Genomic DNA, 22,470 nt, shown 5'->3' on the forward strand with positions numbered 1-22,470 from the left:
CTTATTTTTGGCAATTCACACAGTAGAACGTGGATCGTTGCCCTTGCTTGATCTGCCGTATCGGCGCCGCGCACACCTTGCAGGGAACACCTGCACGATCATAGACGAAATAAGTCTGCTGAAAATACCCGGATTGGCCGTTGACGCTAATAAAATCGCGCAGGGTGCTGCCGCCCTGGACAATGGCCTCGGCCAGGATCTCGCGCACGGCCTGGGCCAGCTTGTCGTAGCGCGCCAGGCTGATGCGTTTGGCCGGCGTCTTCGGGTTGATGCCGGCGCGGAACAAGCTTTCCGAAGCATAAATATTGCCGACTCCGACAACGATGTCGCCCGCCAGCAGCACCTGCTTGACGGGCGCGCTGCGCTGCCGGGTCTGATCGTACAGCAATTTGCCGCTGAAGCCAGCCTCCAGCGGCTCCACGCCCAGCTCGCGCAGCAGCGCGTGGTGCTCCAGCAAGCCGTCGGCGTCGTCGTGCCACAGCACGGCGCCGAAGCGGCGCGGGTCCTTCATGCGCAGCACGCGCAGGCCGTCCGGGGTCTCGACCACGAGATCAAAATGATCATGTTTTTCCGGTGCGATATCGGTCGGCATGATGCGCAGGTGGCCCGACATGCCGAGGTGGATGATCAGCGTGCCATGGTCGAAGTGCAGCAGCAGGTATTTGCCGCGGCGGCCGGTGCGCAGCACCTGGTGGCCGGCCAGCAACTGCGGCAGCTGCGCCGGAAACGGCCAGCGCAAGCCTTCGCGGCGCAGCACCACCTGATGCACGGTGCGCCCCTCGATATGCGGCGCAACGCCGCGCCGGGTGACTTCAACTTCTGGTAATTCTGGCATCTGGTTCGCAAACGGTCGAAATATTGAGGCGGCTGACTCTGGTCGTGGCGGAATATTTGGTTACACTAGTCAAAAGACGCAATCGGAGTGTTACGCGTAGAATCCGGTAGCCTCTGTACCTTTTGCCGACTTGCCAGGATCTTCCCTTGAAAAACGCTTTCGCCATTGTAACCCTCTCCGCCTTGCTGTCCGCGTGCGCCGTCGCGCCGCAAAAAGAGCCGGAGTCCGCCGCTGCGGCGCCCGCCGACGCGGCGGCGGAGAGTCCCGCACCGCTCGCCGCCGCACCGGCGCCGGCCGAGGAGGCGTTGCCCAATGTCGAACTGACCAGCGACATGCTGTTCCGCATCACCAAGGCCGAGCTGGAATTCAAGCAAGGGCAGTGGCAGGGCGCCTACATCACCCTGCTGGCGCTGGCCCAGCAGACGCGCGATCCGCGCCTGGCGCGCCGCGCCGCCGAAATGGCGTTGACCGCCAAGCAGGGCCCGGAAGCGCTGTCGGCCATCCGCCTGTGGCGCGGCCTGGCGCCGGATTCGGACGAGGCCACCCAATACTTCCTCGGTTTCGCCGTCGTCAACGACGACCTGGGCGAGGCGGAGCAGATCTTTGTCGAGCGCCTGAAGGCCGCGCCGGTGCAGGCGCGCCCGCTGGCCATGTTCCAGATGCAGCAATTCCTGCTGCGCGCCAAGGACAAGAGCGCCGCCTACGCGCTGGAAGAGCGCGTGCTGGCGCCGTACAGCGGCACGCTGGAAAGCCATTTGATCCTGGCGCAGGGCGCCTTCGCGCTGGGCGACAACGAGCGCTCCCGCGCCGAGGCGGAACAGGCGCTGCGCATCAAGCCCGATTCCGAGCTGGCCATCCTGACCATGGCGCAAGTGTCCGGCGACATCGACACCGCGTTGAAGGTGCTGTCCACGTTCCTGGACAAATATCCGAAGTCGCGTGAAGTGCGCGCCGCCTATGCCCGCATCCTGGCCGACGCCAAGCAGACCGAACCGGCCCGCAAGGAATTCCTGACCCTGCTGAAAGACCAGCCGGACAACCTGGCCACGCTGTACGCGCTGGGCGTGATGGCGATGCAGTCCAACGACATGCCCAACGCGGAGAAGTACTTCACCGATTTCATCAAGGTGCTGGCCGACCACCCAAGCGACGAGCGCGACCCGTCCAAGGTGCTGATGATACTGTCGCAGATCGCCGAGCAGCGCAACGACTTCGACGCCGCCTACAACTGGCTGGACAAGGTCGACGGCAGCGATGAAAAAATCTACCTGGCCGCGCGCATGAAGATGGCGCAGCTGACGGCCCGTAAAGGCAATGTCGACGAAGCCCGCAAGCAGCTGGCCGAACTGAAGCCGACCGAGGCCGTCGACCAGGCGCAGATCTTCCAGGCCGACGCCCAGATCCTGCGCGACGCCGGCGACAACCGCGCCGCCTACGTGGTGCTGGAAAACGCCGTCAAGCGCTACCCGGACAATCCCGACCTGCTGTACGACTTCGCGCTGATCGCCGAAAAGATGGGCCAGGTGGAGTTGATGGAGAAGGCGCTGCGCCAGGTGATGATCGCCGCGCCCGACAACCAGCACGCTTACAACGCGCTGGGCTACTCGCTGGCCGAGCGCAACGAGCGCCTGCCGGAAGCCTACTCGCTGATCGACAAGGCCATGAAGATGGCGCCGGGCGATCCCTTCATCATGGACAGCATGGGCTGGGTGCAGTACCGCATGGGCAACCTGAGCGAAGCGGAAGCCTTGCTGCGCCGCGCCTACGCCTTGCGCGGCGATCCTGAAATCGCCGTCCACCTGGGCGAGGTGCTGTTCGTCAAGGGCGACAAGACCGGCGCCCAGCAGATGTGGCAGGAAGCGCAAACCAAAGACCCGAAAAACGACGCGCTCAAAAGCACGCTCGCCCGTTTAAAACTAAGCCTGTAAGCGATACCCGATGACCCTCTTCAAGCTGCGCCGCCGCGCACCCGCCGCCATGCTCGCTGCCGCGCTGGCCGCCGCGGTGCTGGCCGGCTGCGCCACCACCTCCGCACCGCGTTCGGCCGCCGTGGTCGCGCCGTACCGCGACAGCATCGAGCTTGGCGGCGGCATCGCCATCAACTACAGCAAGGACGGCAAGCGCGAATCGCTGAGCGGCAAGTTCACCTGGCAGCAGACCAAGGCCGCCACCGACGTCAGCCTGCTCTCGCCGACCGGCCAGATCGTCGCCGTGATCCATGTCGCGCCGGGATCGGCCACGCTCACGCAAAGCGGCAAGGAGCCGCGCACCGCGCCCGACCTCGACAGCCTGAGCGCGCAGACGCTGGGCTGGACGCTGCCGGTCTCCGGCCTGCGCGACTGGCTGCAAGGCTATGCCATCGACGCCGGCGGCAAGCGCTTCGTCGCCTCGCCGGCCAACGACAGCGTGATCACCCGCGACGGCTGGAAAGTCGAATACGTCACCTGGCAGGACGACACAGCGGCCGCGCCGCAACCGAAACGCATCGACCTCACGCGCCTGGGCGCGGGACAGGTCGACGACATGGCGATCCGCATCGCCATCCGCCCGAACGCAGAATAAGAAACACCATGACCAGTCTGAAGAATTGCCCGGCTCCGGCCAAGCTGAACCTGTTCCTGCACGTGAACGGCCGCCGCGCCGACGGCTACCATCTGCTGCAAACCGTGTTCCAGTTGATCGACCACGGCGACACGCTGCACTTCGAGCTGCGCGACGACCACCAGATCCGCCGCGTGACCGAGCTGCCCGGCGTGCCGGAAGAGAGCGACCTGATCATCCGCGCCGCGCGGCTGCTGCAGGCCGACGTGCTGCGCCGCACGGGCGCGCTGCCGCCCGGCGTGAACATCGCCATCGACAAGGTGCTGCCCATGGGCGGCGGCCTGGGCGGCGGCTCGTCCGACGCGGCCACCACGCTGATGGCGTTGAACCATTTGTGGCAGGCCGGTCTAAGCAAGGAGGCGTTGATGGCGCTGGGCCTGCCGCTGGGCGCGGACATCCCCTTTTTCATCTTCGGGCAGACCGCTTTTGCCGAAGGCGTGGGGGAGGCGATGCGGCCGGTCAAGGCGCCGGATTGCTGGTATGTCGTCATCGAACCGGGCGTCGCGGTGCCGACGGCAGCAATTTTTTGCTCAGAACATTTGACAAGGGATACTCCGGTCGTCATAATAACGGACTTTTCCAGCCACCTCGAAAATCGAATCGGTTTAAAAGGGTTTGGAAAGAACGACTTGCAGCAAGTGGCAACGAAGTTATTCCCGCCGGTAGCAGAGGCGATAGAATGGCTCGGTGCTTACGGTGACGCCAGGATGACTGGCTCCGGTGCTTGTGTGTTCAGTGCGGTAGCAACCGAGAACGAAGCGGATGCGGTGCTTGCAAAAGTGCCGGCGAAGTGGAAAGCCTGGAAAGCGAAAGCGCTGGATCGCCACCCGATCATCGAAAAGTTGTGAGGCAGTAAAAAAATTTGGCTTAGCGTGAAAATGGCTGTAAAATACCGGCCATGTAACGACAAGCAGTCAGTTGCGTAGGGGAATCGCCAAGCTGGTTAAGGCACTGGATTTTGATTCCAGCATACCAAGGTTCGAATCCTTGTTCCCCTGCCATTCGTTTGTATCTGGACCCGTCGAGGCGTAAGTTGTCTCCGGCCAGGTAGGGCAAAGATGGCGTCGCCACAGCGCGAACCATACACTAAGTTCCAAGTACAGCGCCATGCGGTTTTCGCTGGCGACTTTTCAAAAATTTCATCGACTATCTCTGGGACTCCCAATGGCTTTCGAAAACCTGATGGTTTTTACCGGCAACGCTAATCCTGCATTGGCAGAAGGAGTCGCTAAAAATCTCGGCATCCCTCTCGGCAAGGCAAACGTTTCGAAATTCTCGGACGGCGAAGTGATGGTTGAGATTAACGAAAACGTTCGCGGTAAGGACGTCTTCGTTCTGCAATCGACTTGTGCCCCAACCAACGACAGCCTGATGGAGTTGATCCTGATGGTCGACGCCCTGAAACGCGCGTCCGCTGGCCGTATCACCGCAGCTATTCCTTACTTCGGCTATGCCCGTCAAGACCGTCGCCCGCGTTCGGCGCGCGTTGCGATCTCGGCCAAAGTGGTCGCGAACATGCTGGAAGAAGCGGGCGTCGAGCGCGTCCTGATCATGGATCTGCACGCAGACCAGATCCAGGGCTTCTTCGACATCCCGGTTGACAATATTTACGCTTCGCCAATTCTGCTGGGCGACCTGCAGAAGAAGAACTACCAGGACCTGCTGGTGGTGTCGCCGGACGTCGGCGGTGTGGTGCGCGCGCGCGCCCTGGCAAAACGCCTGGGCTGCGACCTGGCCATCATCGACAAGCGTCGTCCGAAGGCCAACGTGTCCGAAGTGATGAACATCATCGGTGAAGTCGAAGGCCGTAACTGCGTGATCATGGATGACATGGTCGACACCGCGGGTACCCTGGTCAAGGCTGCCGAAGTGCTGAAAGAGCGCGGCGCGAAGAAAGTCATCGCCTATTGCACGCACCCAGTGCTGTCCGGCCCGGCAATCGAGCGCATCACCAATTCGTCGCTGGACGAGCTGGTCGTGACCGACACGATACCGCTGTCCGAGGCGGCCAAGGCTTGCGGCAAGATCCGTCAGCTGACCTGCGCACCGCTGCTGGCCGAGACGTTCAAACGCATCATCAAGGGCGATTCCGTGATCTCCCTGTTTATCGACTAAAGATAAACGATTTAGTCAGTTTTTAGGCGGCTCGCCAGGTAAATATGCCTGGCGAGCCGTTGTACTTCCCAGTTTCATGAGCGCAATGCGCTCATTTTCGAAGCACCCTGGTCGCGGGGGCTTCATAACACGGGGCGCGAGCCCTGTTATTTTTGGAGTTACACATGAAAGTTGTTGCATTCAAACGCGAATTGCAAGGTTCCGGAGCGAGCCGCCGCCTGCGCAATTCGGGCCAAACCCCTGGCATCATCTACGGCGGTACCGAAGCGCCAGTGACCATCTCGCTGGATCACAACGCGCTGTACCACGCGCTGAAAAAAGAAGCCTTCCACTCGTCGATCCTGGATCTGGAAATCGACGGTGTCACCCAGCAAGTTCTGCTGCGTGACTTCCAAGTTCACGCGTTCAAGCAACTGGTTCTGCACGCTGACTTCCAGCGCGTTGATGCAAACGCCAAAGTGCACATGAAAGTGGCTCTGCACTTCGCTAACGCCGACGTGTCCCCGGCAGTCAAACTGCACGGCGCCACCATCAGCCACGTCGCCAATGAAATCGAAGTAACGTGCCTGCCAAAAGACCTGCCAGAGTTCATCACCGTTGACCTGTCGAACATCGACGTTGGTCACTCGCTGCACATCGCTGACCTGGTTCTGCCAGCTGGCGTGACCGCGGTCACCCACGGTTCGAACCTGACCATCGCTACCGCTTCGGTACCTGCTGGTCACGTAGCTGCTGAAGCCGCTGCAACCGCTGAAGCTCCAGCTGCTGACGCCAAGCCAGCTGCTAAAGCCAAGAAGTAATCACTGACGCCGCCTCCGGGCGGTTGCAGCGAAAGCCCGCCGGCCTGTGCCAGGCGGGCTTTTTTTATGCTTGAGCGTTGACCCCGCACCCCGGATGCCGGGGTCAGACCCCGTGCGGGGTCTGACCCCATGTGGCCGCAGTGCGGGTTTGCGCGATAATCCCATTTATTTGACTGAGCACCTCATGTCCATACGTCTCATCGTCGGCCTCGGCAATCCCGGTCCCGAATACGAACAAACCCGTCACAACGCCGGCTTCTGGCTGGTGGACAACCTTGCCAACGACATCGGCGCGCGCCTGCAGCGCGAGACCAAGTACAACGCGCTGATGGCCAAGGGCGCGGTCGCCGGCCAGGAGGTCTATCTGCTGGAGCCGCAGACGTATATGAACCGCTCCGGCCAGTCGGTCGGCGGCCTGTGCCGCTTCTTCAAGATGTTGCCGGACGAGGTGCTGGTCGTGCACGACGAGCTGGACCTGATGCCCGGCGCGGCGCGCCTGAAGAAGGGCGGTTCTTCCGGCGGTCACAACGGCCTGAAGGACATCACCGCCGCGCTTGGCACGCAGGATTACTGGCGGCTGCGCCTGGGCATCGGCCATCCGCGCACGCTCAGCCTGGCGCAGCAGGTGGCCGATTTCGTGCTGCACCGCCCGCGCCGCGAAGACCAGGAGCTGATCGAGCAAGCCATAGCCAAGTCGCTGCTGGTGATGCCGCTCATCGTCGAAGGCAAGTTCGACGCCGCCACGATGAAGTTGCACACCGCCTGATAGCGGGGGGCAAGTCTGACATTCGGACACGGCCTCTGCCGTAATGGCCATTACGGCAGAGGCCGTGTCCGAATGTCAGACTTGACCCCAGTGGTGGTATGCTGGTCCGGTTATCCCCCAGACCAGGAAACCACCGATGAAGCTGCTCCCGCTTGCCGCATTATTGATCGTCCACGCCGCCCAGGCCCAGACTCAGGACGCTTCCGCCACCGTCGCCAGCCAGATCAACGGCATGTATCCCAAGCTCGACGCGATCTACAAGGATCTGCACGCGCATCCCGAAATCGCCTTCCAGGAAGAACATACGGCCGCCAAGCTGGCCGCCGAGATGCGCGCGATCGGCTTCGAGGTGACGGAAAAAGTCGGCAAGACCGGCCTGGTGGCCATCTACAAGAACGGCGCCGGCCCGACCGTGCTGGTGCGCACCGAGCTGGACGGCCTGCCGATGGAGGAGAAATCCGGCTACGCCTATTCCAGCAAGGCGCACGCGCTGTTGGACGGCAAGGACACGATGGTGGCCCACAGCTGCGGCCACGACGTCCACATGACCGCCTGGCTGGGCGCGGCGCGCACCCTGGTGGCGCTCAAGTCGCAGTGGAAGGGCAGCTTGATGTTCATCGGCCAGCCGGCCGAGGAAACCGTCAGCGGCGCCAAGGCCATGCTGGACGACGGCCTGTTCAAGCGCTTCCCGAAACCGGACTACGCCTTCGCGCTGCACAGCTGGCCGCTGGCCTACGGCACCATCGGCTACAACAGCGGGCCGGTGTCGTCCAACTCGGACGCCATCGAAATCACCTTCAAGGGCCGCGGCGGCCACGGCTCGGCGCCGGACAAGGCGCTCGATCCGATCACCATCGCCGCCCGCTTCGTGGTCGATGTGCAGACCGTCATCAGCCGCGAGAAAGATCCCAAGGAATTCGGCGTCGTCACCATCGGTGCGATCAACGGCGGCACGGTCGGCAACATCATCCCCGACAGCGTGCGCGTGCGCGGCACGATACGCTCATACAGCCCGGAAGTACGGGCGAAACTGCTGGCCGGCGTGCGCCGCGTCGCCAACGCCTCGGCCGCGATGGCCGACGCGCCGGCGCCCGATGTCGAGCTGATCACCGGCGGCGCCGCGATCGACAACAGCGATGCGCTGGTCAGGCGCACCGAGGGCGTGCTGAAGAAAGCCTTCGGCGACGCCAACGTCTCGCGCATGCCGGCGATGACGGCCAGCGAAGACTTCTCGGCCTACGTCAACGAGGGCGTGCCGGGCATGTTCTTCTTCACCGGCGTCTACGATCCGAAGGCGGTGGCCGAGGCGGCCAGGCCGGGCGGCAAGCCGATCGCCTTCAACCACTCGCCGTACTACGCGCCGGTGCCGGAGCCGTCGATCAAGACCGCCGCCCAGGCGATGACCTTGGCCGTCATGAACGTGATGGGCGCAGCAGGCGCCAAACCATAAACGCCAGCACGGCCACGCCCAGCAGCAACACACCCCACAGCACCAACAGGCGCTGCTGGGCGGCGTTGGCCGCGCTCAGCGCCGCCGTGGCGTCCTGTGCGCCGCTGCCTTGTTGCTGCCTGGCCGGCCCGGCGCTGGCTTGTTCCAGCTTCTGCAATTCCGCATCGGAGAAGCCGGGCGCGACCTGGCTCAACTCGCGCACCACCGGCGCTGCGCGCTCGCGGCCGACCGCCAAGGTGTAGGGGCCATTGCCATTGGCGAGGAAGATCAGCGTGGCCGGCTGCCAGCTCAATCGTAAAGCGGGCCTTGCTGTTGCTGGCGCCGTGGTCCGCAGCACCCATTGTGTCGCATGCACGGGAGGCACCTCGATGTCGCCGGAGCTGCGCACCTGCTCGCCCTGGGCGATGCGGTAGAACGTCGCGCTGGCGAGCGGATCGAAGCGCCAGGCCGGGCCTTGTCCTGCTTGCCTTGCCGGCAGTTCGCGATAGCTGCCCAGCGTGCCGGACAACACAATATTGGCTTCGCTAAATTGCAGCCCGGCCTTGCCCGGCGCGACGGCGGGCGGCACTGCGTAGACCAGGTCCTGTGCCTGCCTGCCGGTCGCCGCCTGCAGCAGCAATTGCTCGGCGGGCTGGGCGACATCGGCGTGGACCAGCTGCTCGGCGGTGATGCCGGCGAACTGGATCGGCGTGCCGCTGCGCCAGTTCAGCCGGGCATAACGGAAGCTGCGCGCGTCGAACTCCAGGCGGTCGTTGGACAGCGTTTGCGCATCCTGGTTGACCAGCCAGTTCAGGTCGGCGGCGCCGATGGTATCCCAGTGCTTCATGTCGGCGCTGGTCTCCAGCCAGACTTGTGCGCTGTACTCGCGCTGGCCGGACGGCAGCGTGAAGCGCAGCGCGCTGACCGGCGTGTCGGCCGCATCCTTGCCCAGGTCGAGCACCAGTCCCGCCAAGTGCGGCGGCTGGGCGGCCTTGTCGCGCGCGTTGTCGGGACGGACCTTGACCGACAGCAGGCGGCCGTCGGTGGCCGTGCTGACATCCAGGTCCAGCTGCCCGGCCGCTGTCGCCGTGCTCATCAGCGGGAAGATGGAGGACGGCAGCTCGCGCCGGCTGGTGCGCGTGGCCGGCGCCGGCGTGCGCAGCGCGAACGGCTGCAAGGCGCCGCTGGCGTCGAACACCCGCACGTCATCCAGCAGCGGCGAACGCGCATGCAGGTAGACGTCCTTGGACAGCCGCACTTGCAGCACGCCCTGTTTGGCGCCGGTGGTCAGCGGCAGCAGGTGGGTGTAGTCCTGCGGCGTGTCGCTGGCCGCCGCCGAGGCGATGGCCGATGCGGCCGCTGCCGCGATCAGGATGCTCTTCATGACTTTTCCGATTCTGTAGGGTAGGGCGCCAGATATCCGATGCCGACCATCAGCGCGCCCACGCCGACGAAGGAAACGATGCGCTCGACGCCGCCCACGTTGGACAGGTCGACCAGGAACAGCTTGGCGACCACCAGGGCCAGCAGCACCGCGCCGCCTATCCACACGGCGCGCAGCACGCGCCTGGCGGCGTAGCGCATCATCAGCAGCGCCGTGACGCTCCACACCAGCGACAGCATCGCCTGCACGAACTGCGAGGCGAACATGGCGTCGAATTCGTACGGCACCTTCATGTAGTTGGAGACGGTGCGCAGCAGCGCCAGGTTGAGCCAGCCATAGCCGGCCAGCGCGGCGAACAGCGGCAGCGGCGCCACCCAGTTCGGCGGCCAGGAGGCGATCAGCTGGTGGCGCAGCGTGCCGCCTTCGTCCATGTCGCGCAGCAGGCGGTAGCAGCCGTAGGCCATCAGCATGGCGAAGCAGGTCGTCAGGTCCAGCGGGTTCAGCAACGGCACGTAGGGCAGCGGCGCCATGGCGCCGTTCTGCGACAGGTTCCAGACCGCCACCAGCAGCAGCGCCCAGCCGCAGGCCAGCGGGATCAGGCAGCTCCGGTACCATGCGGCCAGCGGCGCGACCGGCCAGCCGCCGGCGCGGCTGCGCTGCATCAGCCAACCGACGGCGGCCATCATCAGCCAGGCCGGAATGAAGCGCGCCCAGCTGGCGCTGGTCTCCCAGCCGGCGTCGGCCAGCAGCTGCGCTTCGGCGCTGTTGGCGCCGTGCAGCCAGCGCGTGATCCAGATCGCCGCGACCGGCCAGATCATCAACCACAGGCCGCCGGTGCGCACGATGTGCAGCAGTTGCAGCGGGACGTCGCGCAGCGTCCAGCCGTTGGCGGGCCAGACGCGCAGCAGCCATTCGCCCGCCAGCCACAGCGCGGCGTAGGCCAGCCAGGTGGATGCGGCGGGCAGGCGGTTGTCGAAATACAAGCCGCCCAGCATCAGGGCGCTGGCGACGGCCAGCGCGACCCAGGCCGGCGCCGTCAGCGCGCGCAGGCTGCGCCATTGCAGGCGGCGCGCCAGCATCACGATCGCCACGGTGCCCGCGGCGATCAGCATGCCGTAGATGCCGGGGCCGAGGATGTCGTCGCTGGCCCAGGCGCCGGTGGTCATGATCTGGTAGCGGATAGCCAGCCAGCCGGCCAGGTCGGGCAGGATCAGGGCGAACCACCACAGGCCGGCCCACAACATCGCCAGGCGCGACAGGCCGTAGCCGGCGCTGCCGGCTTGCTGGCCGTCGTAGCGCATCAGGGCCCAGCTGCTGAACAGGGCGCCGGCGCAGATCATGGCCGCGCCCAGTATCGGCCGGTCGAGCAGGTCGGGTGTGACGGAGATCCAGTTCCACTGCGTCAGCGCCAGCACGGCCAGCATCACGCCCGCGACGGCTTGTGCGACCAGGGCGAAGCCGCTGGCCAGTTGCCACGCCATCTTGCGGGCGATGAAGTACAGCGCCGCCGCCGCCGCCAGCCCGCTGACCACCAGCAGGTTGGCCTGGCTGGCGCCGTCGGTGCGCAGGAAGATTTCGGTCCAGGCGCCGGCCACCATCCAGATCGATGCGAACGCGAGGAACAGCGCCGCCAGCGCGGCAAACAATTTGGTGCCGCTGTCTTGCTGGGCGCGGAAGCGGGTCGCCATCAGGAAGGCGGTGATCGACAGCAGGATGAAGCCCAGCCACAGATTCGATTCCATCGCGCTTTCCGGCGACATTCCGGTGACGGTGCCGAAGAACGACAGCCAGGCGCCGGCTTGCACCAGCAGGCCGAACATCCATGCCAGCGTCTGCTTCTGGCGCAGCCCGATCCAGACGATGCCCGCGCCTTCCAGCGCCCACGCGGCGGAGGTCCAGCGGCCGTCGAGCGCGAACGGCATCGCCAGCGTGCCGAACACGATGCCCAGCGCGAGGAAGGCGTCGGCCAGCAGGGCGACCTTGTCGCGCCGGCGCAGCACGGTGGCCAGGACGATGTAGAACAGGCCCAGCGCCAGCGCCGAGTAGGCCACGCCGAACGGGTAGCCGTGCACCAGGCTGAACTGCAGGCCGAAGCCCAGCATCGGCGTGCCGAACACCAGCGTGCCGTCGACGTAGTTTTTCAGTTTGACCGATTGCCGGCTTGCATAGGCCAGCGGGATCGAGACGTAGAAGGCGAAGAACAGCAGCAGGAACAATTGCACCGACAGATAATTGTCCGGCGTGTAGCGCAGTACGCCCCAGGCGGTGCCGATGGCGAAGGTGAAGGCGAAGCCCAGCAGGTTCAACGGACGCCACGAGCGCAGCATGGCCAGCGCGAACACGCCGGCGTTGAGCAGCGCGTAGTACGAGAACAGTCCGATGTGGCTGCCGCCGCCGGTGGACGCCAGGATGGGCGCGGCAAAGCCGCCGACGATGCCGAAGATGGCCAGCCACATGGCGTCTTGCAGCACCGCCAGCAGGCAGGTGAAGACGGTCAGCACGAACAGCAGCGCGAAGGCCAGCGAGCCTGGGATCAGCTGGTACAGGCGGAACGCGCCGAAGGTCACCAGCATCAGCACGGCCAGCGCCGCGCCCTGCACGGGCAGGCTGATGGCGGGACGGCTCAGGCGGATGCGCCAGGCCCAGGCCAGCAGTGCGATGTCGGCAAGCACGATGCCGGCCAGGCGGAATTCGATCGGCACCGTCACGCGGGCGGCGGTGTACTTGAGCAGGAAGCTGACGCCGATGAACAGGATCAGCAAGCCGAGCTTGGCGACCAGGTTGCCGCCGAAGAGCCAGGCCTTGGCGGCCACCAGCCAGCGCGGCGGCGTTGACTCAGGCCGGGGCGCAGGCGGTGGCGCTGGTTCGGCGCGAGCGGGGCGGGGCGATGGGGCTGCGGGCGCGGGCGCCTCTACCGGCACTGGTGCTGCCGCTGGTGCCGACGTGGCTATCGCTGCCGGCGTCGGTGCTGCGACGGGTGCGGGCTGTGGGGGACGCGGCGAGAGCATGGTTGTCGCTATCGGCCCATAGACAGGCGTCGATGCCGCCGGGCGCGCAGGCTGCGCTGCTGGCGTTGCAGACGACGGCGCGGCGCTGCGCTGCATGGACGTTTGCATCTCGCGCAGCGCGTCCACTTCCCGCTGCAATTCCGAGGCGATCTTGCGCGCCTGCTTCGCTTCCGTGCGCGCGCGCCAGGCCACGCTCAGTGTGAACGCGCCGAAGATAAACAAAAGGAATTCCATGAGCGGCTCTCCTGAGTCAATATCGCAAGCTATCACATTTGCAACATTGCCTCAATCGAAACGACCATATAAGCGGGGGTCAAGTCTGACATTCGGACACGGCCTCTTCCGTAACGGCCGTTACGGAAGAGGCCGTGTCCGAATGTCAGACTTGACCCCAATTTTATTTGGCGGCGATCCAGCGGTCGACGCGCGCTTCCAGGATGGGCAGCGGCAGCGTGCCGTCGCCGATCACGACTTCGTGGAATTTCTGGTAGCTGAACTTGTCGCCCAGCGCCTGCTGCGCGCGCGCCCGCAGTTCCAGGATCTTCAGCGAGCCGATCTTGTAGCTCAACGCCTGCGCCGGCCATACCATGTAGCGCTCGATCTGGTTCTTGGCGCGCGCTTCGCTCCAGCCCAGCGTGTCGGCCAGGTAGGCGATGGATTGCTCGCGGCTCCAACCTTTGGCGTGCATGCCGGTGTCGACCACCAGCCGCGCGGCGCGCAGCATTTCCGCGTTCAGGTGGCCGTAGTAGGCCACCGGATCTTCATACAAGCCCATCTCGCGGCCCAGCGTTTCCGAGTACAGCGCCCAGCCTTCGGTGTAGGCCGCGCTGTTCGGATTCTCGGTGCTGAATTTGCGGAAGTCCGGCAAGTCCAGTTCCTTCAGCAAGGCCGCGTGCAGATGGTGGCCGGGCACGCCTTCGTGCAGGAACAGGCTGACCATGTCGACCCGGCTATATTTTTTCGGATCGTTGACCACCGGCCAGAACACGCCGGGATGCGAACCATCGGCCGCCGACGGCGTGTAGTGGTCGGACGCGGTGGCGCGCGTCAGCTCGGGCTCCAGGTGCAGCTCCAGCTTGGCTTTCGGGATCAGGCTGAAGTAGGTCGGCAGCTTGGTTTGCACGGTCGCGTAGATGTCGCGGTAGGCGTCCAGCACCTGCTCGTCGGTGGTGAAGATCTTGAATTTTTCCTGCGCCGCCACCCACTGTGGCAATTGTTTTTCCGGACCGTCGTAGCCCAGCTTGGGGCCCAGCGCCGCCAGCTGCTGCTGGATGCGCGCCACTTCCTTCAGGCCCAGCGCGTGCACCGCGTCCGGCGTCAGCGGCAGATTGGTGCTGTCCTTGATGCGGGCGGCGTACCAGGCGGCGCCGTTCGGCAGCGCGCTCCAGCCGGTGCTGGCGCGGCTGGCCGGCAGGTATTCGTTTTCCAGGAAACTGACCAGGCGGGTCAGCGCCGGCGCGATCTTGCTGTCCACTGCGCGCATATAGGCGGCGCTCAGTTTCTGCTGGTCGGCGTCGGAGAAGCCGGCCGGGAAGCGCGTCACCGGCGAGTAGTAGATGCTCGTTTCCGGCGTGGCGCTGCGCAGGTTCTGGAACTGCGGCAGCATCGCCACCGTGATCGCCTTCGGCTGCACGATGCCGCTGCGCATGCCCAGCTTCATATTGGCGATGGCCTGGTCTATCCATGCCGGCAACTGGTTCAGGCGGCTCAGGTAGGCCTGGTATTGCTTGACCGTGCCCAGCGGCTGCGAGCCGTTGCCGTCGGCGTAGTTGGCCAGGACGCTGGGCACATTGTCGAGCTGGTTCAGCGGCAGCAGGTGTTCCGGGAAGGACTCCAGCTGCATCGCGTTGTTGAGTTCATAGGACAGCAGGTCGTAGGTCAGTTGCTCCTGCTGGCCGAGCTGGTCGCGGCGCACCGTCATCAGCTGCTTCTGCATCTGGCGGTACAGCGCGAATTGCTGCGAGCGCACCTTGGGCGAGATGGCCAGGCCGAGCTGGTCGTCATAACGGCCGTCGCCGTTGGCGGTGGCGAACAGCAGCGGATCGAATTTGCAGCGCGCCGTGTGGAAGGCCGCCGCCAGCCTGGCCAGCTGCTTCTGGGCTTGTCCGGCCTGCTGCGTGGTCGCCGGTTTGGCGGCCGCCGTCACGGGCGGTGCGCCCATCAGCAAGGCGGCAATCAGGGCGGAAGTGGTCAGCGCGGCAAGCGGGCGGGCGGATGGCATAGGTGTCCTCGAATAGGGAGATGGATTTTTGCCCAGCAGTCTAGCATTTGTCGATCCGGTTTACTCATCGCCGGAAAAATTGCGTATTCTATGCTTGCCGCGAACCGGCTACCGATAACAACGCCAACAAAAGCGAGACCAGACATGCAGATAAAAGATAACGCAGCAGCCATCGCCCCAGCCCCCGGCATGGACCACGGCGCCACACCCGCCCGACCGCTTACCCGCCAGGATTACAAGACCCTGTCGCTGGCCGCCCTGGGCGGCGCGCTGGAGTTCTATGACTTCGTTATTTTTGTCTTCTTCACCGCCGTGATCGGCAAGCTGTTCTTCCCGCCGGCTATGCCGGGCTGGCTGAGCATGGTGCAAACCTTCGGCATCTTCGCCGCCGGCTACGTGGTGCGTCCGCTGGGCGGCATCATCATGGCGCACTTCGGCGATCTGTTCGGCCGGAAAAAAATGTTCACCATGTCCATCCTGCTGATGGCGGTGCCGACGCTGCTGATGGGCATGCTGCCGACCTACGCCAGCATCGGCCTGGCGGCGCCCATGCTGCTGTTGCTGCTGCGCGTGATGCAGGGCGCGGCCGTGGGCGGCGAGGTGCCGGGCGCCTGGGTGTTTGTGTCGGAACACGTGCCGGCGCGCCATATCGGCTATGCCTGCGGCACGCTGACGGCCGGCCTGACCGCCGGCATCTTGCTGGGCTCGGTGGTCGCCACCGGCATCAACACCGCCTTCACGCCGGAGCAGGTACTCGACGGCGCCTGGCGTTTGCCGTTCCTGCTGGGTGGCTTCTTCGGCCTGGGCGCGATGTACCTGCGCCGCTGGCTGCATGAGACGCCGGTCTTCGCCGAGCTCCAGCAGCGCAAGGCGCTGGCCGACGAAATGCCGCTCAAGACGGTGCTGCGCAACCACCGCGGTGCGGTGGTGGTGTCGATGCTGCTGACGTGGATGCTGTCGGCCGCCATCGTGGTGGTCATCCTGATGACGCCGACCTTGCTGCAAAAGATATACGGCTTCGACCCGCATACCTCGCTGATGGCCAACACCCTGGCGACGCTGTGCCTGTCGATCGGCTGCCTGGTGGCGGGCGTATTGGCCGACCGCATCGGCGCGCGCACCACCTTGTTCGGCGGCGCCTTGCTGCTGGCGATCAGCACCTACGTGTTTTACACCACGCTGCACGCGCGGCCGGATCTGCTGCTGCCCTTGTACGCGCTGGTCGGCTTCACGGTCGGCGTGGTGGGCGCCGTGCCTTGCGTGCTGGTCAAGGCGTTCCCGGCGCAGGTGCGCTTCTCGGGCCTGTCGTTCTCGTACAACGTGTCGTATGCCATCTTCGGCGGCCTGACGCCGGTGGTGGTGGCGCTGATGTTGAAGAATAATCCGCTGGCGCCGGCCTACTATGTCATCGCCGTGAGCGTGCTCGGCATGATTACCGCGCTGTTCGTGAAGGAGCGTTGAGTCGGGTTGCGACGGCACGGTCGCGCAACAGCAGGAAGGGTTTTTCCAGCGCGACGTGCAGCAGCCACGCGGCGGCCCAGGACATGGCGCCGTAGATCGCCAGGAACAGCAGGCTGCCCGGCACGGGCGCCTGCTGCATGTCGCCGAGCAGGGCGTGGCACAGTTTTGTGGCCGGCCCGATCAGCGGATAGTGCACCAGATACAGCGCATACGATAACCGCGCGATGTAGCGCAGCGGACGCGCGGCGCCAAACGAAGGCAACTGGGCATTGACGGCCAGGCCGCAGCGCACCAGCAGCGCGAACAGCATCGACGACAGGGCGATGATCCAGCACACCGTCGACCAGTCGCCCTGGGTCAGCCAATCCCTATACGTCAGCAGCGACAGCGGCGGCAGCGACAGCGCCAGGAACAGCACGCGCGGCGCGCGCCGCGTACTGGATGCGCCATGCTCGACGGCGACCAGCACGCCTGCCAGGATGCCCAGAACGGCATGGTGAAACGGCGCGCGTATCGCCCAGAAGAAGGCCGGGTAGTCGCCCGGCGCGATGCTCCGGGCACTGCTCTGCATAGACCAGCATAACCCGCCAAACACCACAGCCAGCACGATGCAGGCGGAGCGCGTGCCCGTCCGCGCCAGCAGGAACAGCAGCAATGGCGTGGCCAGGTAAAACTTCTCTTCCACCGCCAGCGACCACAGCGTGACCATGACGTCCGAGCCCAGGTAATCCTGCATGAACAGCAGGTGCGTGGCGAAGGACAGACTGGAGTATCCCGCACCCAGCGTCCACGGCGCGGCCAGCCAGCAAAGCAGGATCACGCCCCAGTACAGCGGCAGCGTGCGGAAGGCGCGGCGGCGGTAGAAGTCGATCACTGCGGCGCGCGTGAACGGCGCGGCATGCGGCCCGGCGAAGTGGCTGCCGATCAGGAAGCCGCTGAGCACAAAGAACAGGTCGACGCCGATCCAGCCATTGGCCGCCAGCACCGCCAGCGGCCCGCCAGGCACCACGCCGAACGTGGCCTGCGACGCAACCGCCCAGTGCCGCGCCAGCACCAGCAGGATGGCCACGGCGCGCAGCGCATCGAGGACGGGGTAGCGGCCCGGCTTGCCGGCCAGTCCGGTGTGCGGCATGGTCAGACGATCTTCAGCGCGCTCTGGACGTCGCGCTTGCGCAGCTTCCAGATGATGGAGTCAACGATGTAGTGATGAAAATTGATGCCCTGGTAGGCGATCACGACCAGCGGCACCAGCGTGTAGTTGGCGAAGTAGGCGTTGGACATGTCGATCGACCGGTACACCACGCCGGTCAGCGCCAGGCAGGCCATCAGGTAGAGCGGCCAGCGGCCTTCCTGGCTGAGCCATGACAGCACCCGCTGCTCAGGGGTGACGCCGCCCTTGAACTGGTTGGAATTGAACAGCCACACAAAGGCGATGTACTGCGCGTTGTGCCAGACGTTGATGATCAGCCAGCCGCTCGTGATGTCGTGGATCGCGACATACGACACCAGGTAGATCAGGTAGTGTGAGCACAGGTAGGCGAAATGCAGCCGGCCCAGCGTGCCGTCGCGCAGCGCGCGCAGCTGCGCCGCCAGCCACCACGCCAGGCAGCAGAGCGCCGCCGCCAGGCTGGCCAGGGCCAGCCATTGCGGCACCGGCAGTTTCCACACTTCCATCGACAGGAAAGTGGCATCCGGACGCGCGCTCATCATCAGGAAGGCGGCGGCCGGCACCAGGTAGAATGTGACGCGGTTGAACCCGGCATTGCCGGCCTGGACGCTACGCGTCTTCATGCCATAGGCCTTGTTGATGCCCTCGCTTTGCCGCGTGTAGTGATACCACTGCCAGTGCATGTACAGCGTGGCGACCGCCGCCAAACCGCCCCAGACGATCAGCAGGTAGACGCCGGCGAACACCGCCACCGGCAAGGGCAACAACAGCGCCCAGTGCTGGCGCGCCGACTTCAGATCGAACAGCAGGCGGGTGTAGGTGGAGATGACATGGTGGTAGCCCAGCAAGGCCAGGTCCAGCGAAATAATCAGCACAAAGTATTGCGGGAAGCCGAGCGCCAGCGCGCCCACGGCCAGCGCGAGCAGCGGAATGCCCAGCACGAACAGGCGATCGAATCGCCTGCTGCGCATGTAGATCGGGGCCGTTGCGGCGATTGCTGGCATGGCGTGGACTCCTGCAGATAGCACTGTCTGTATGATAGTGCTATACGGCAATAAGTCCACTATTCCTTTGCGTGGTGTTGCGCGGGCCTATTTTGCGCGGCGGCTGCGTTCGCCGGCCAGCGCCTTCGCCAGGCCGGCGTCGAAGGCGCTGGCGGTGCCATCCTGGACCACGTCCCCACTGACATCCTCGGCGATGCGGAAGCCTTCGCCCACGCTGCTGCGGTTGTCCGTTCCGGTATGGGCGCGGTAGGTCGGGCTGGCGCCGGCCGGGCCGCTGTTGTAGTTGCCGCCGCGATGGATGACCATGGACGAGCCGTGGAACAGTTCGCAGCCGGTGGTCCAGGGCGCGCCATCGGCGGGGGCGCCCTGGTAGCTCAGGTGCTGGCAGTCTTCGACCACTTCGCCCGCGTTGCCCAGCATGTCGTACAGGCCCCAGGCGTTCGGCTGGTACATGCCGACCACCGTGGTCAGCTCCGCCTGGTCGTCGCAGGCGATTTCCTTCCTGTCCTTGCCGGTCAGGCGAGTGATGGCGGTCTTGCCGCTGCGGTCATAAACATTGGCGTATTGGCACAGCGCGGCCGGATCGTCGCCATACGGATAGCGGGTGCTGCTGCCGGCGCGCGCCGCGTATTCCCATTCCGCTTCGCTGGGCAGGCGGAAGTGGCGCCCGGTTTGCTTCGACAGCCATTGCAGGTAGGCGTGGGCGTCGTCCCAGCTTACGCACATCACCGGGTAATAGTCACCGGGCGCGTTGGCGGCGGCGTTCCAGCCGGCCTTGCCGCTTTCCATGCCCCAGTCGTTGGCCGCCAGCTTCCAGCAATCGCCGTCGGCCTTGTAGCCGGTCGCTTCGATGAACTGGCGGAATTGTCCGACCGTGGTTTCGTAGCGGGACAGGCGGTAGCTCTTGATGTTGACGGTGTGTAGCGGCTCCGAGTCCGGATAGCCGTCGTCCTTCGGATTGGCGGTGCTGCCCATGACGAATTCGCCGCCCTTGAGCGTGACCATGGAGGGCGCGAGCAGGGCGGCGTCGGCCGCGAACAGCGGGCCGCTCAACATCAGCATCGACAACAGCGAGAGGGTTTTTTTCATGGAAGAGTCCTGTGGGATCAATGTTTGCGAGGAGACAACGATCCCACAGGGCCGGCACGGACGGCAGCGGCAAGCGATGAATCGACAGCCGCGCCGACGAATCGCCAGCGGCCTACATCGCCCGGAACAGGTGGACGTAGGCGCGGCTGACGCGCAACTCGCGCGCATGGCCTTTGACGCGCAGGAACAGGCGGCTGCTTTCATCGCGCCGGGTGCCGGCCAGGTAGTCCAGGTTGACCAGCGTGGAGCGGTGCACCTGCCAGAACTGTTCGGGATCAAGTTGTTCGCTCAGCTCGACGATGGTGGTGCGGATCAGGTGTTCGCCGCTGGTGGTCTGCACCACCGTGTACTTGTCGTCGGCGTGGAAGTACAGGATGTCGCCGACGGCGATCTGGTGCACGTATTCGCCCTGGCCGGCGCGCACGAAGCGCAGGCGGGCCGGCGCCGCCGGTCCGCGCGTCAACTGGTGCAGCGCTTGCGACAGGCGCGCGTCGGGCTGCGCGCTGCGGCCGGCCGCCTGCAGGGCCAGCGTGGCCTTGACCCGTTCGATCATCTGCGTCAGCCGGTCGGTCTTCAGCGGCTTGAGCAGGTAGTCGAGCGCGCAATGGTCGAAGGCCTGCACCGCATAGGTGTCGAAGGCGGTGACGAACACCACGCCGGTGTCGCCCTCGATGCCCTGCGCCACTTCCAGCCCGCTCAGGCCCGGCATCTGGATGTCGAGGAAGGCCAGGTCCGGCTCCAGCTCCTCGATGCACGCGGCCGCCTCCACGCCGTTGCGGGCAAGGTGGACGATCTCCAGTTCCGGCCACAGCAATTCCAGCTGCTCCTTCAGGTACAGCGCCAGGTGCGGTTCGTCGTCGGCGATGAGCGCGCGCGTCATGCCAGCGTCCGGTAGGGGAGGGACAGCGAGGCCTGCATGCCCACCGCCTGCGGCGCCAGCGTCAGCGCCGCCTTGGCGCCATAACGGGTGCGCAGCCGTTCGCGGATGTTGGGCAGGGCCACGCCGCTGCCGCGCTTGCGCGGACGGCGCGGGCCGTCCAGGCCGAGGCCGTCGTCGTCGACGCAGATGTCGAGCTGGCCGTCGACGACGCGCGCGCGGATGCGGATGCGGCCGCCTTCGATCTTCGGCTCCAGGCCGTGTTCGATGGCGTTTTCCACCAGCGGTTGCAGCAGCAGCGTCGGCAAGGTCGCCGCCAGCGCGTCGTCGCTGGCGTCGATGTCGAAGCGCAGCCGGTCTTCCATGCGGATCTGCAGCAAGGTCAGGTAGCTGCGCACCATCGCCAGCTCGGCCGCCAGCGTGCTGTCGGTGTGGCGCAGCTGGCCCAGGCTGGAGCGCAGGTAGTCGGTGAAGGTCTCCAGCATCAGCCGGGCGCGCGGGGTGTCGCGCTCGAGCAGGCTTTGCACATTGGCCAGCGTGTTGAACAGGAAGTGCGGTTCGATCTGCGCCTGGAGCAGGCGCAGCTGGGCTTCCATCGCCTGGTGCAGCAGCCGGTCCTGCTTGACCCGCAGGCGCCACCAGAACCAGTTGGCCGCCGCCACCACCAGGACGAAGGCGAGGAATTCGGTTTGGGCCACGCTCGCTTCCATGAATACCGCCCAGCCATTCCAATCGGTGAGCCAGGTGTACAAACTCAGGCTGAAGGCGGCGCCGAACACGACGCCGCCGACGGCGATGGCGTTGATGAGCAGCGCGGCGCGCCAGCCGGCCGCCTCGGACAGCCGCTCGATGCTGGCTGCGGGCAGCAGCTGTTCGACGATGCGGGTGATCGCCAGCATGCTGTAGGCCACGCACAGGCAGATGGACAGGTTGAACAGCAGCGAGGCGCGCCACCAGCCCGGATCGCCCACCCGTCCGGTCAGCAGGCCGTTAATCAGCATCATGACGGAGCCGATCGGCAGCGCCAGGGCGGCGCCGACCGCCAGTTGCGCCCACAGCGGTTCCTGGCGGTGCTTTTTTAACATCCAGAACGAGCGCCAGGCCAGTTGGAAGGGGGAGCTTGTATTCATGGCGGCAATTGTAGCCGGGACGAATGAGCGGGCAGGGCGGAATGCGATGGATCGACGGGATTGCCGACGGAATGCAAGTTTCTGTTCCTTTTCAATGACGCGTTGCGCTAGGCGCCCGCACGTTTTGCGCGCGGCGTTGCTCGTTTCGTGGCTGCGGCAACTGGTTCTTTTGCGGGAGCCTTCACAGCGGTTTTTCTGGCTGGTGGCTTGGCGGCACGCGCGAATGTTTCGGCATCGTCGCCGACCGACCTGTCAGACCATTGTAGGAAATTTTGCAAGTCAATTCGAACGCCGTTCTTGTCGAGAACCGATAGTTCAAGCGTCAATCCCAAAGATTTCAGAAATCGGCGTAACGTTGAAACATAGGTATCGGAACGTTTTTCAAGTTGAGAAACCGCGTTCTGGTTGATGCCCAGGTCCTTGGCTACTTCAACCTGGGTTTTACCTACCGCCTTGCGGAAATCGGTAAGCGTCGCCGCGTGCGCAATCATCTCTTCAATTTTTTTATGAGAAAGCGCCGCAATCTTCTTCTGACGGTCAGCCTGCAGGTTGTTGATAACATCGTTCAGATTTCGTCCCATG

The 22,470-nt window shown here is 65.1% G+C and carries 18 protein-coding genes and 1 tRNA gene; 9 read left to right on the top strand and 10 right to left on the bottom strand.

Translation table 11 applies throughout. The features are described from left to right. Position 1: 1 nt before the first annotated feature. Positions 2 to 835, bottom strand: coding sequence for a bifunctional DNA-formamidopyrimidine glycosylase/DNA-(apurinic or apyrimidinic site) lyase (gene mutM, locus KVP70_RS18635; protein ID WP_217943661.1), 834 nt, complete (start codon positions 833 to 835; stop codon positions 2 to 4). 146 nt (positions 836 to 981) lie between these two features. On the opposite strand from mutM, the gene KVP70_RS18640 reads away from it, so the two are divergent. The 8 genes from KVP70_RS18640 (at position 982) to KVP70_RS18675 (ending at position 8,567) form a co-directional block, all read left to right on the top strand. Next, on the top strand, positions 982 to 2,763 hold the full coding sequence (locus KVP70_RS18640; RefSeq protein WP_217943662.1) for a tetratricopeptide repeat protein: 1,782 nt from the start codon (positions 982 to 984) through the stop codon (positions 2,761 to 2,763). 10 nt (positions 2,764 to 2,773) lie between these two features. Beyond that, entirely contained in the window at positions 2,774 to 3,397 is a 624-nt protein-coding gene (locus KVP70_RS18645; protein ID WP_217943663.1) for an outer membrane lipoprotein LolB, read from the top strand. Positions 3,398 to 3,405: 8 nt separating this feature from the next. Beyond that, complete coding sequence (gene ispE, locus KVP70_RS18650; protein WP_217943664.1) at positions 3,406 to 4,284, top strand: 4-(cytidine 5'-diphospho)-2-C-methyl-D-erythritol kinase; 879 nt, start codon at positions 3,406 to 3,408, stop codon at positions 4,282 to 4,284. A 76-nt stretch (positions 4,285 to 4,360) separates the two neighbouring features. Beyond that, positions 4,361 to 4,437: transfer RNA gene (locus KVP70_RS18655), tRNA-Gln, on the top strand. Between the two features lie 163 nt (positions 4,438 to 4,600). Then, complete coding sequence (locus KVP70_RS18660) at positions 4,601 to 5,551, top strand: ribose-phosphate pyrophosphokinase (protein WP_217943665.1); 951 nt, start codon at positions 4,601 to 4,603, stop codon at positions 5,549 to 5,551. Positions 5,552 to 5,715: 164 nt separating this feature from the next. Beyond that, on the top strand, positions 5,716 to 6,351 hold the full coding sequence (locus KVP70_RS18665) for a 50S ribosomal protein L25/general stress protein Ctc (RefSeq protein ID WP_217943666.1): 636 nt from the start codon (positions 5,716 to 5,718) through the stop codon (positions 6,349 to 6,351). A 184-nt stretch (positions 6,352 to 6,535) separates the two neighbouring features. Continuing rightward, positions 6,536 to 7,117 (top strand): aminoacyl-tRNA hydrolase, encoded by a 582-nt coding sequence (gene pth, locus KVP70_RS18670; RefSeq protein ID WP_217943667.1) that lies wholly within the window; start codon positions 6,536 to 6,538, stop codon positions 7,115 to 7,117. Between the two features lie 136 nt (positions 7,118 to 7,253). Beyond that, positions 7,254 to 8,567 (top strand): amidohydrolase, encoded by a 1,314-nt coding sequence (locus KVP70_RS18675; RefSeq protein WP_217943668.1) that lies wholly within the window; start codon positions 7,254 to 7,256, stop codon positions 8,565 to 8,567. Here KVP70_RS18675 and KVP70_RS18680 read toward each other — a convergent pair. From KVP70_RS18680 to KVP70_RS18690, 3 genes are all read right to left on the bottom strand, one after another. Then, positions 8,530 to 9,930: a DUF3999 family protein gene (locus KVP70_RS18680; protein WP_217943669.1), complete on the bottom strand. Its 1,401-nt coding sequence runs from the start codon at positions 9,928 to 9,930 to the stop codon at positions 8,530 to 8,532. The genes KVP70_RS18675 and KVP70_RS18680 overlap by 38 nt on opposite strands. After that, entirely contained in the window at positions 9,927 to 13,172 is a 3,246-nt protein-coding gene (locus KVP70_RS18685; RefSeq protein ID WP_217943670.1) for a DUF2339 domain-containing protein, read from the bottom strand. Before KVP70_RS18685 ends, KVP70_RS18680 begins: the two co-directional genes overlap by 4 nt. Positions 13,173 to 13,335: 163 nt before the next feature. Next, positions 13,336 to 15,159, bottom strand: coding sequence for a DUF885 domain-containing protein (locus tag KVP70_RS18690; RefSeq protein WP_217943671.1), 1,824 nt, complete (start codon positions 15,157 to 15,159; stop codon positions 13,336 to 13,338). Between the two features lie 189 nt (positions 15,160 to 15,348). Here KVP70_RS18690 and KVP70_RS18695 point away from each other — a divergent pair, with 189 nt between their 5' ends. Then, positions 15,349 to 16,620 carry an MFS transporter gene (locus KVP70_RS18695; RefSeq protein WP_217943705.1) on the top strand — a complete coding sequence of 424 codons (1,272 nt, stop codon included), beginning with the start codon at positions 15,349 to 15,351 and terminating at the stop codon, positions 16,618 to 16,620. Here the strand turns inward: KVP70_RS18695 and KVP70_RS18700 are convergent. From KVP70_RS18700 to KVP70_RS18725, 6 genes are all read right to left on the bottom strand, one after another. Continuing rightward, positions 16,592 to 17,752 (bottom strand): acyltransferase family protein, encoded by a 1,161-nt coding sequence (locus tag KVP70_RS18700; protein ID WP_217943672.1) that lies wholly within the window; start codon positions 17,750 to 17,752, stop codon positions 16,592 to 16,594. The genes KVP70_RS18695 and KVP70_RS18700 overlap by 29 nt on opposite strands. A 2-nt stretch (positions 17,753 to 17,754) precedes the next feature. Continuing rightward, on the bottom strand, positions 17,755 to 18,792 hold the full coding sequence (locus KVP70_RS18705; RefSeq protein WP_229224911.1) for a hypothetical protein: 1,038 nt from the start codon (positions 18,790 to 18,792) through the stop codon (positions 17,755 to 17,757). Between the two features lie 87 nt (positions 18,793 to 18,879). Further along, entirely contained in the window at positions 18,880 to 19,881 is a 1,002-nt protein-coding gene (locus KVP70_RS18710; RefSeq protein WP_217943673.1) for a formylglycine-generating enzyme family protein, read from the bottom strand. Positions 19,882 to 19,993: 112 nt separating this feature from the next. Beyond that, a complete protein-coding gene (locus KVP70_RS18715; protein ID WP_217943674.1) occupies positions 19,994 to 20,761 on the bottom strand; it encodes a LytR/AlgR family response regulator transcription factor in 768 nt (255 codons plus the stop codon). Further along, positions 20,758 to 21,888, bottom strand: a complete 1,131-nt coding sequence (locus KVP70_RS18720) for a sensor histidine kinase (protein WP_217943675.1) — start codon at positions 21,886 to 21,888, stop codon at positions 20,758 to 20,760. Before KVP70_RS18720 ends, KVP70_RS18715 begins: the two co-directional genes overlap by 4 nt. Positions 21,889 to 21,995: 107 nt before the next feature. Next, complete coding sequence (locus KVP70_RS18725) at positions 21,996 to 22,469, bottom strand: XRE family transcriptional regulator (protein ID WP_217943676.1); 474 nt, start codon at positions 22,467 to 22,469, stop codon at positions 21,996 to 21,998. Position 22,470: the final 1 nt, after the last annotated feature.

This window comes from Duganella violaceipulchra (genome assembly GCF_019166075.1).
In the GTDB taxonomy this organism is placed as follows: Bacteria; Pseudomonadota; Gammaproteobacteria; order Burkholderiales; family Burkholderiaceae_D; genus Rugamonas; species Rugamonas violaceipulchra.

Coding starts and splice junctions, on each gene's coding strand:
- mutM (WP_217943661.1), bottom strand. CDS start 835: ATGCCAGAATTACCAGAAGTTGAAGTCACCCGGCGCGGCGTTGCGCCG.
- KVP70_RS18645 (WP_217943663.1), top strand. CDS start 2,774: ATGACCCTCTTCAAGCTGCGCCGCCGCGCACCCGCCGCCATGCTCGCT.
- ispE (WP_217943664.1), top strand. CDS start 3,406: ATGACCAGTCTGAAGAATTGCCCGGCTCCGGCCAAGCTGAACCTGTTC.
- KVP70_RS18660 (WP_217943665.1), top strand. CDS start 4,601: ATGGCTTTCGAAAACCTGATGGTTTTTACCGGCAACGCTAATCCTGCA.
- KVP70_RS18665 (WP_217943666.1), top strand. CDS start 5,716: ATGAAAGTTGTTGCATTCAAACGCGAATTGCAAGGTTCCGGAGCGAGC.
- pth (WP_217943667.1), top strand. CDS start 6,536: ATGTCCATACGTCTCATCGTCGGCCTCGGCAATCCCGGTCCCGAATAC.
- KVP70_RS18675 (WP_217943668.1), top strand. CDS start 7,254: ATGAAGCTGCTCCCGCTTGCCGCATTATTGATCGTCCACGCCGCCCAG.
- KVP70_RS18680 (WP_217943669.1), bottom strand. CDS start 9,930: ATGAAGAGCATCCTGATCGCGGCAGCGGCCGCATCGGCCATCGCCTCG.
- KVP70_RS18685 (WP_217943670.1), bottom strand. CDS start 13,172: ATGGAATTCCTTTTGTTTATCTTCGGCGCGTTCACACTGAGCGTGGCC.
- KVP70_RS18690 (WP_217943671.1), bottom strand. CDS start 15,159: ATGCCATCCGCCCGCCCGCTTGCCGCGCTGACCACTTCCGCCCTGATT.
- KVP70_RS18695 (WP_217943705.1), top strand. CDS start 15,349: ATGGACCACGGCGCCACACCCGCCCGACCGCTTACCCGCCAGGATTAC.
- KVP70_RS18700 (WP_217943672.1), bottom strand. CDS start 17,752: ATGCCGCACACCGGACTGGCCGGCAAGCCGGGCCGCTACCCCGTCCTC.
- KVP70_RS18705 (WP_229224911.1), bottom strand. CDS start 18,792: ATGCCAGCAATCGCCGCAACGGCCCCGATCTACATGCGCAGCAGGCGA.
- KVP70_RS18710 (WP_217943673.1), bottom strand. CDS start 19,881: ATGAAAAAAACCCTCTCGCTGTTGTCGATGCTGATGTTGAGCGGCCCG.
- KVP70_RS18715 (WP_217943674.1), bottom strand. CDS start 20,761: ATGACGCGCGCGCTCATCGCCGACGACGAACCGCACCTGGCGCTGTAC.
- KVP70_RS18720 (WP_217943675.1), bottom strand. CDS start 21,888: ATGAATACAAGCTCCCCCTTCCAACTGGCCTGGCGCTCGTTCTGGATG.
- KVP70_RS18725 (WP_217943676.1), bottom strand. CDS start 22,469: ATGGGACGAAATCTGAACGATGTTATCAACAACCTGCAGGCTGACCGT.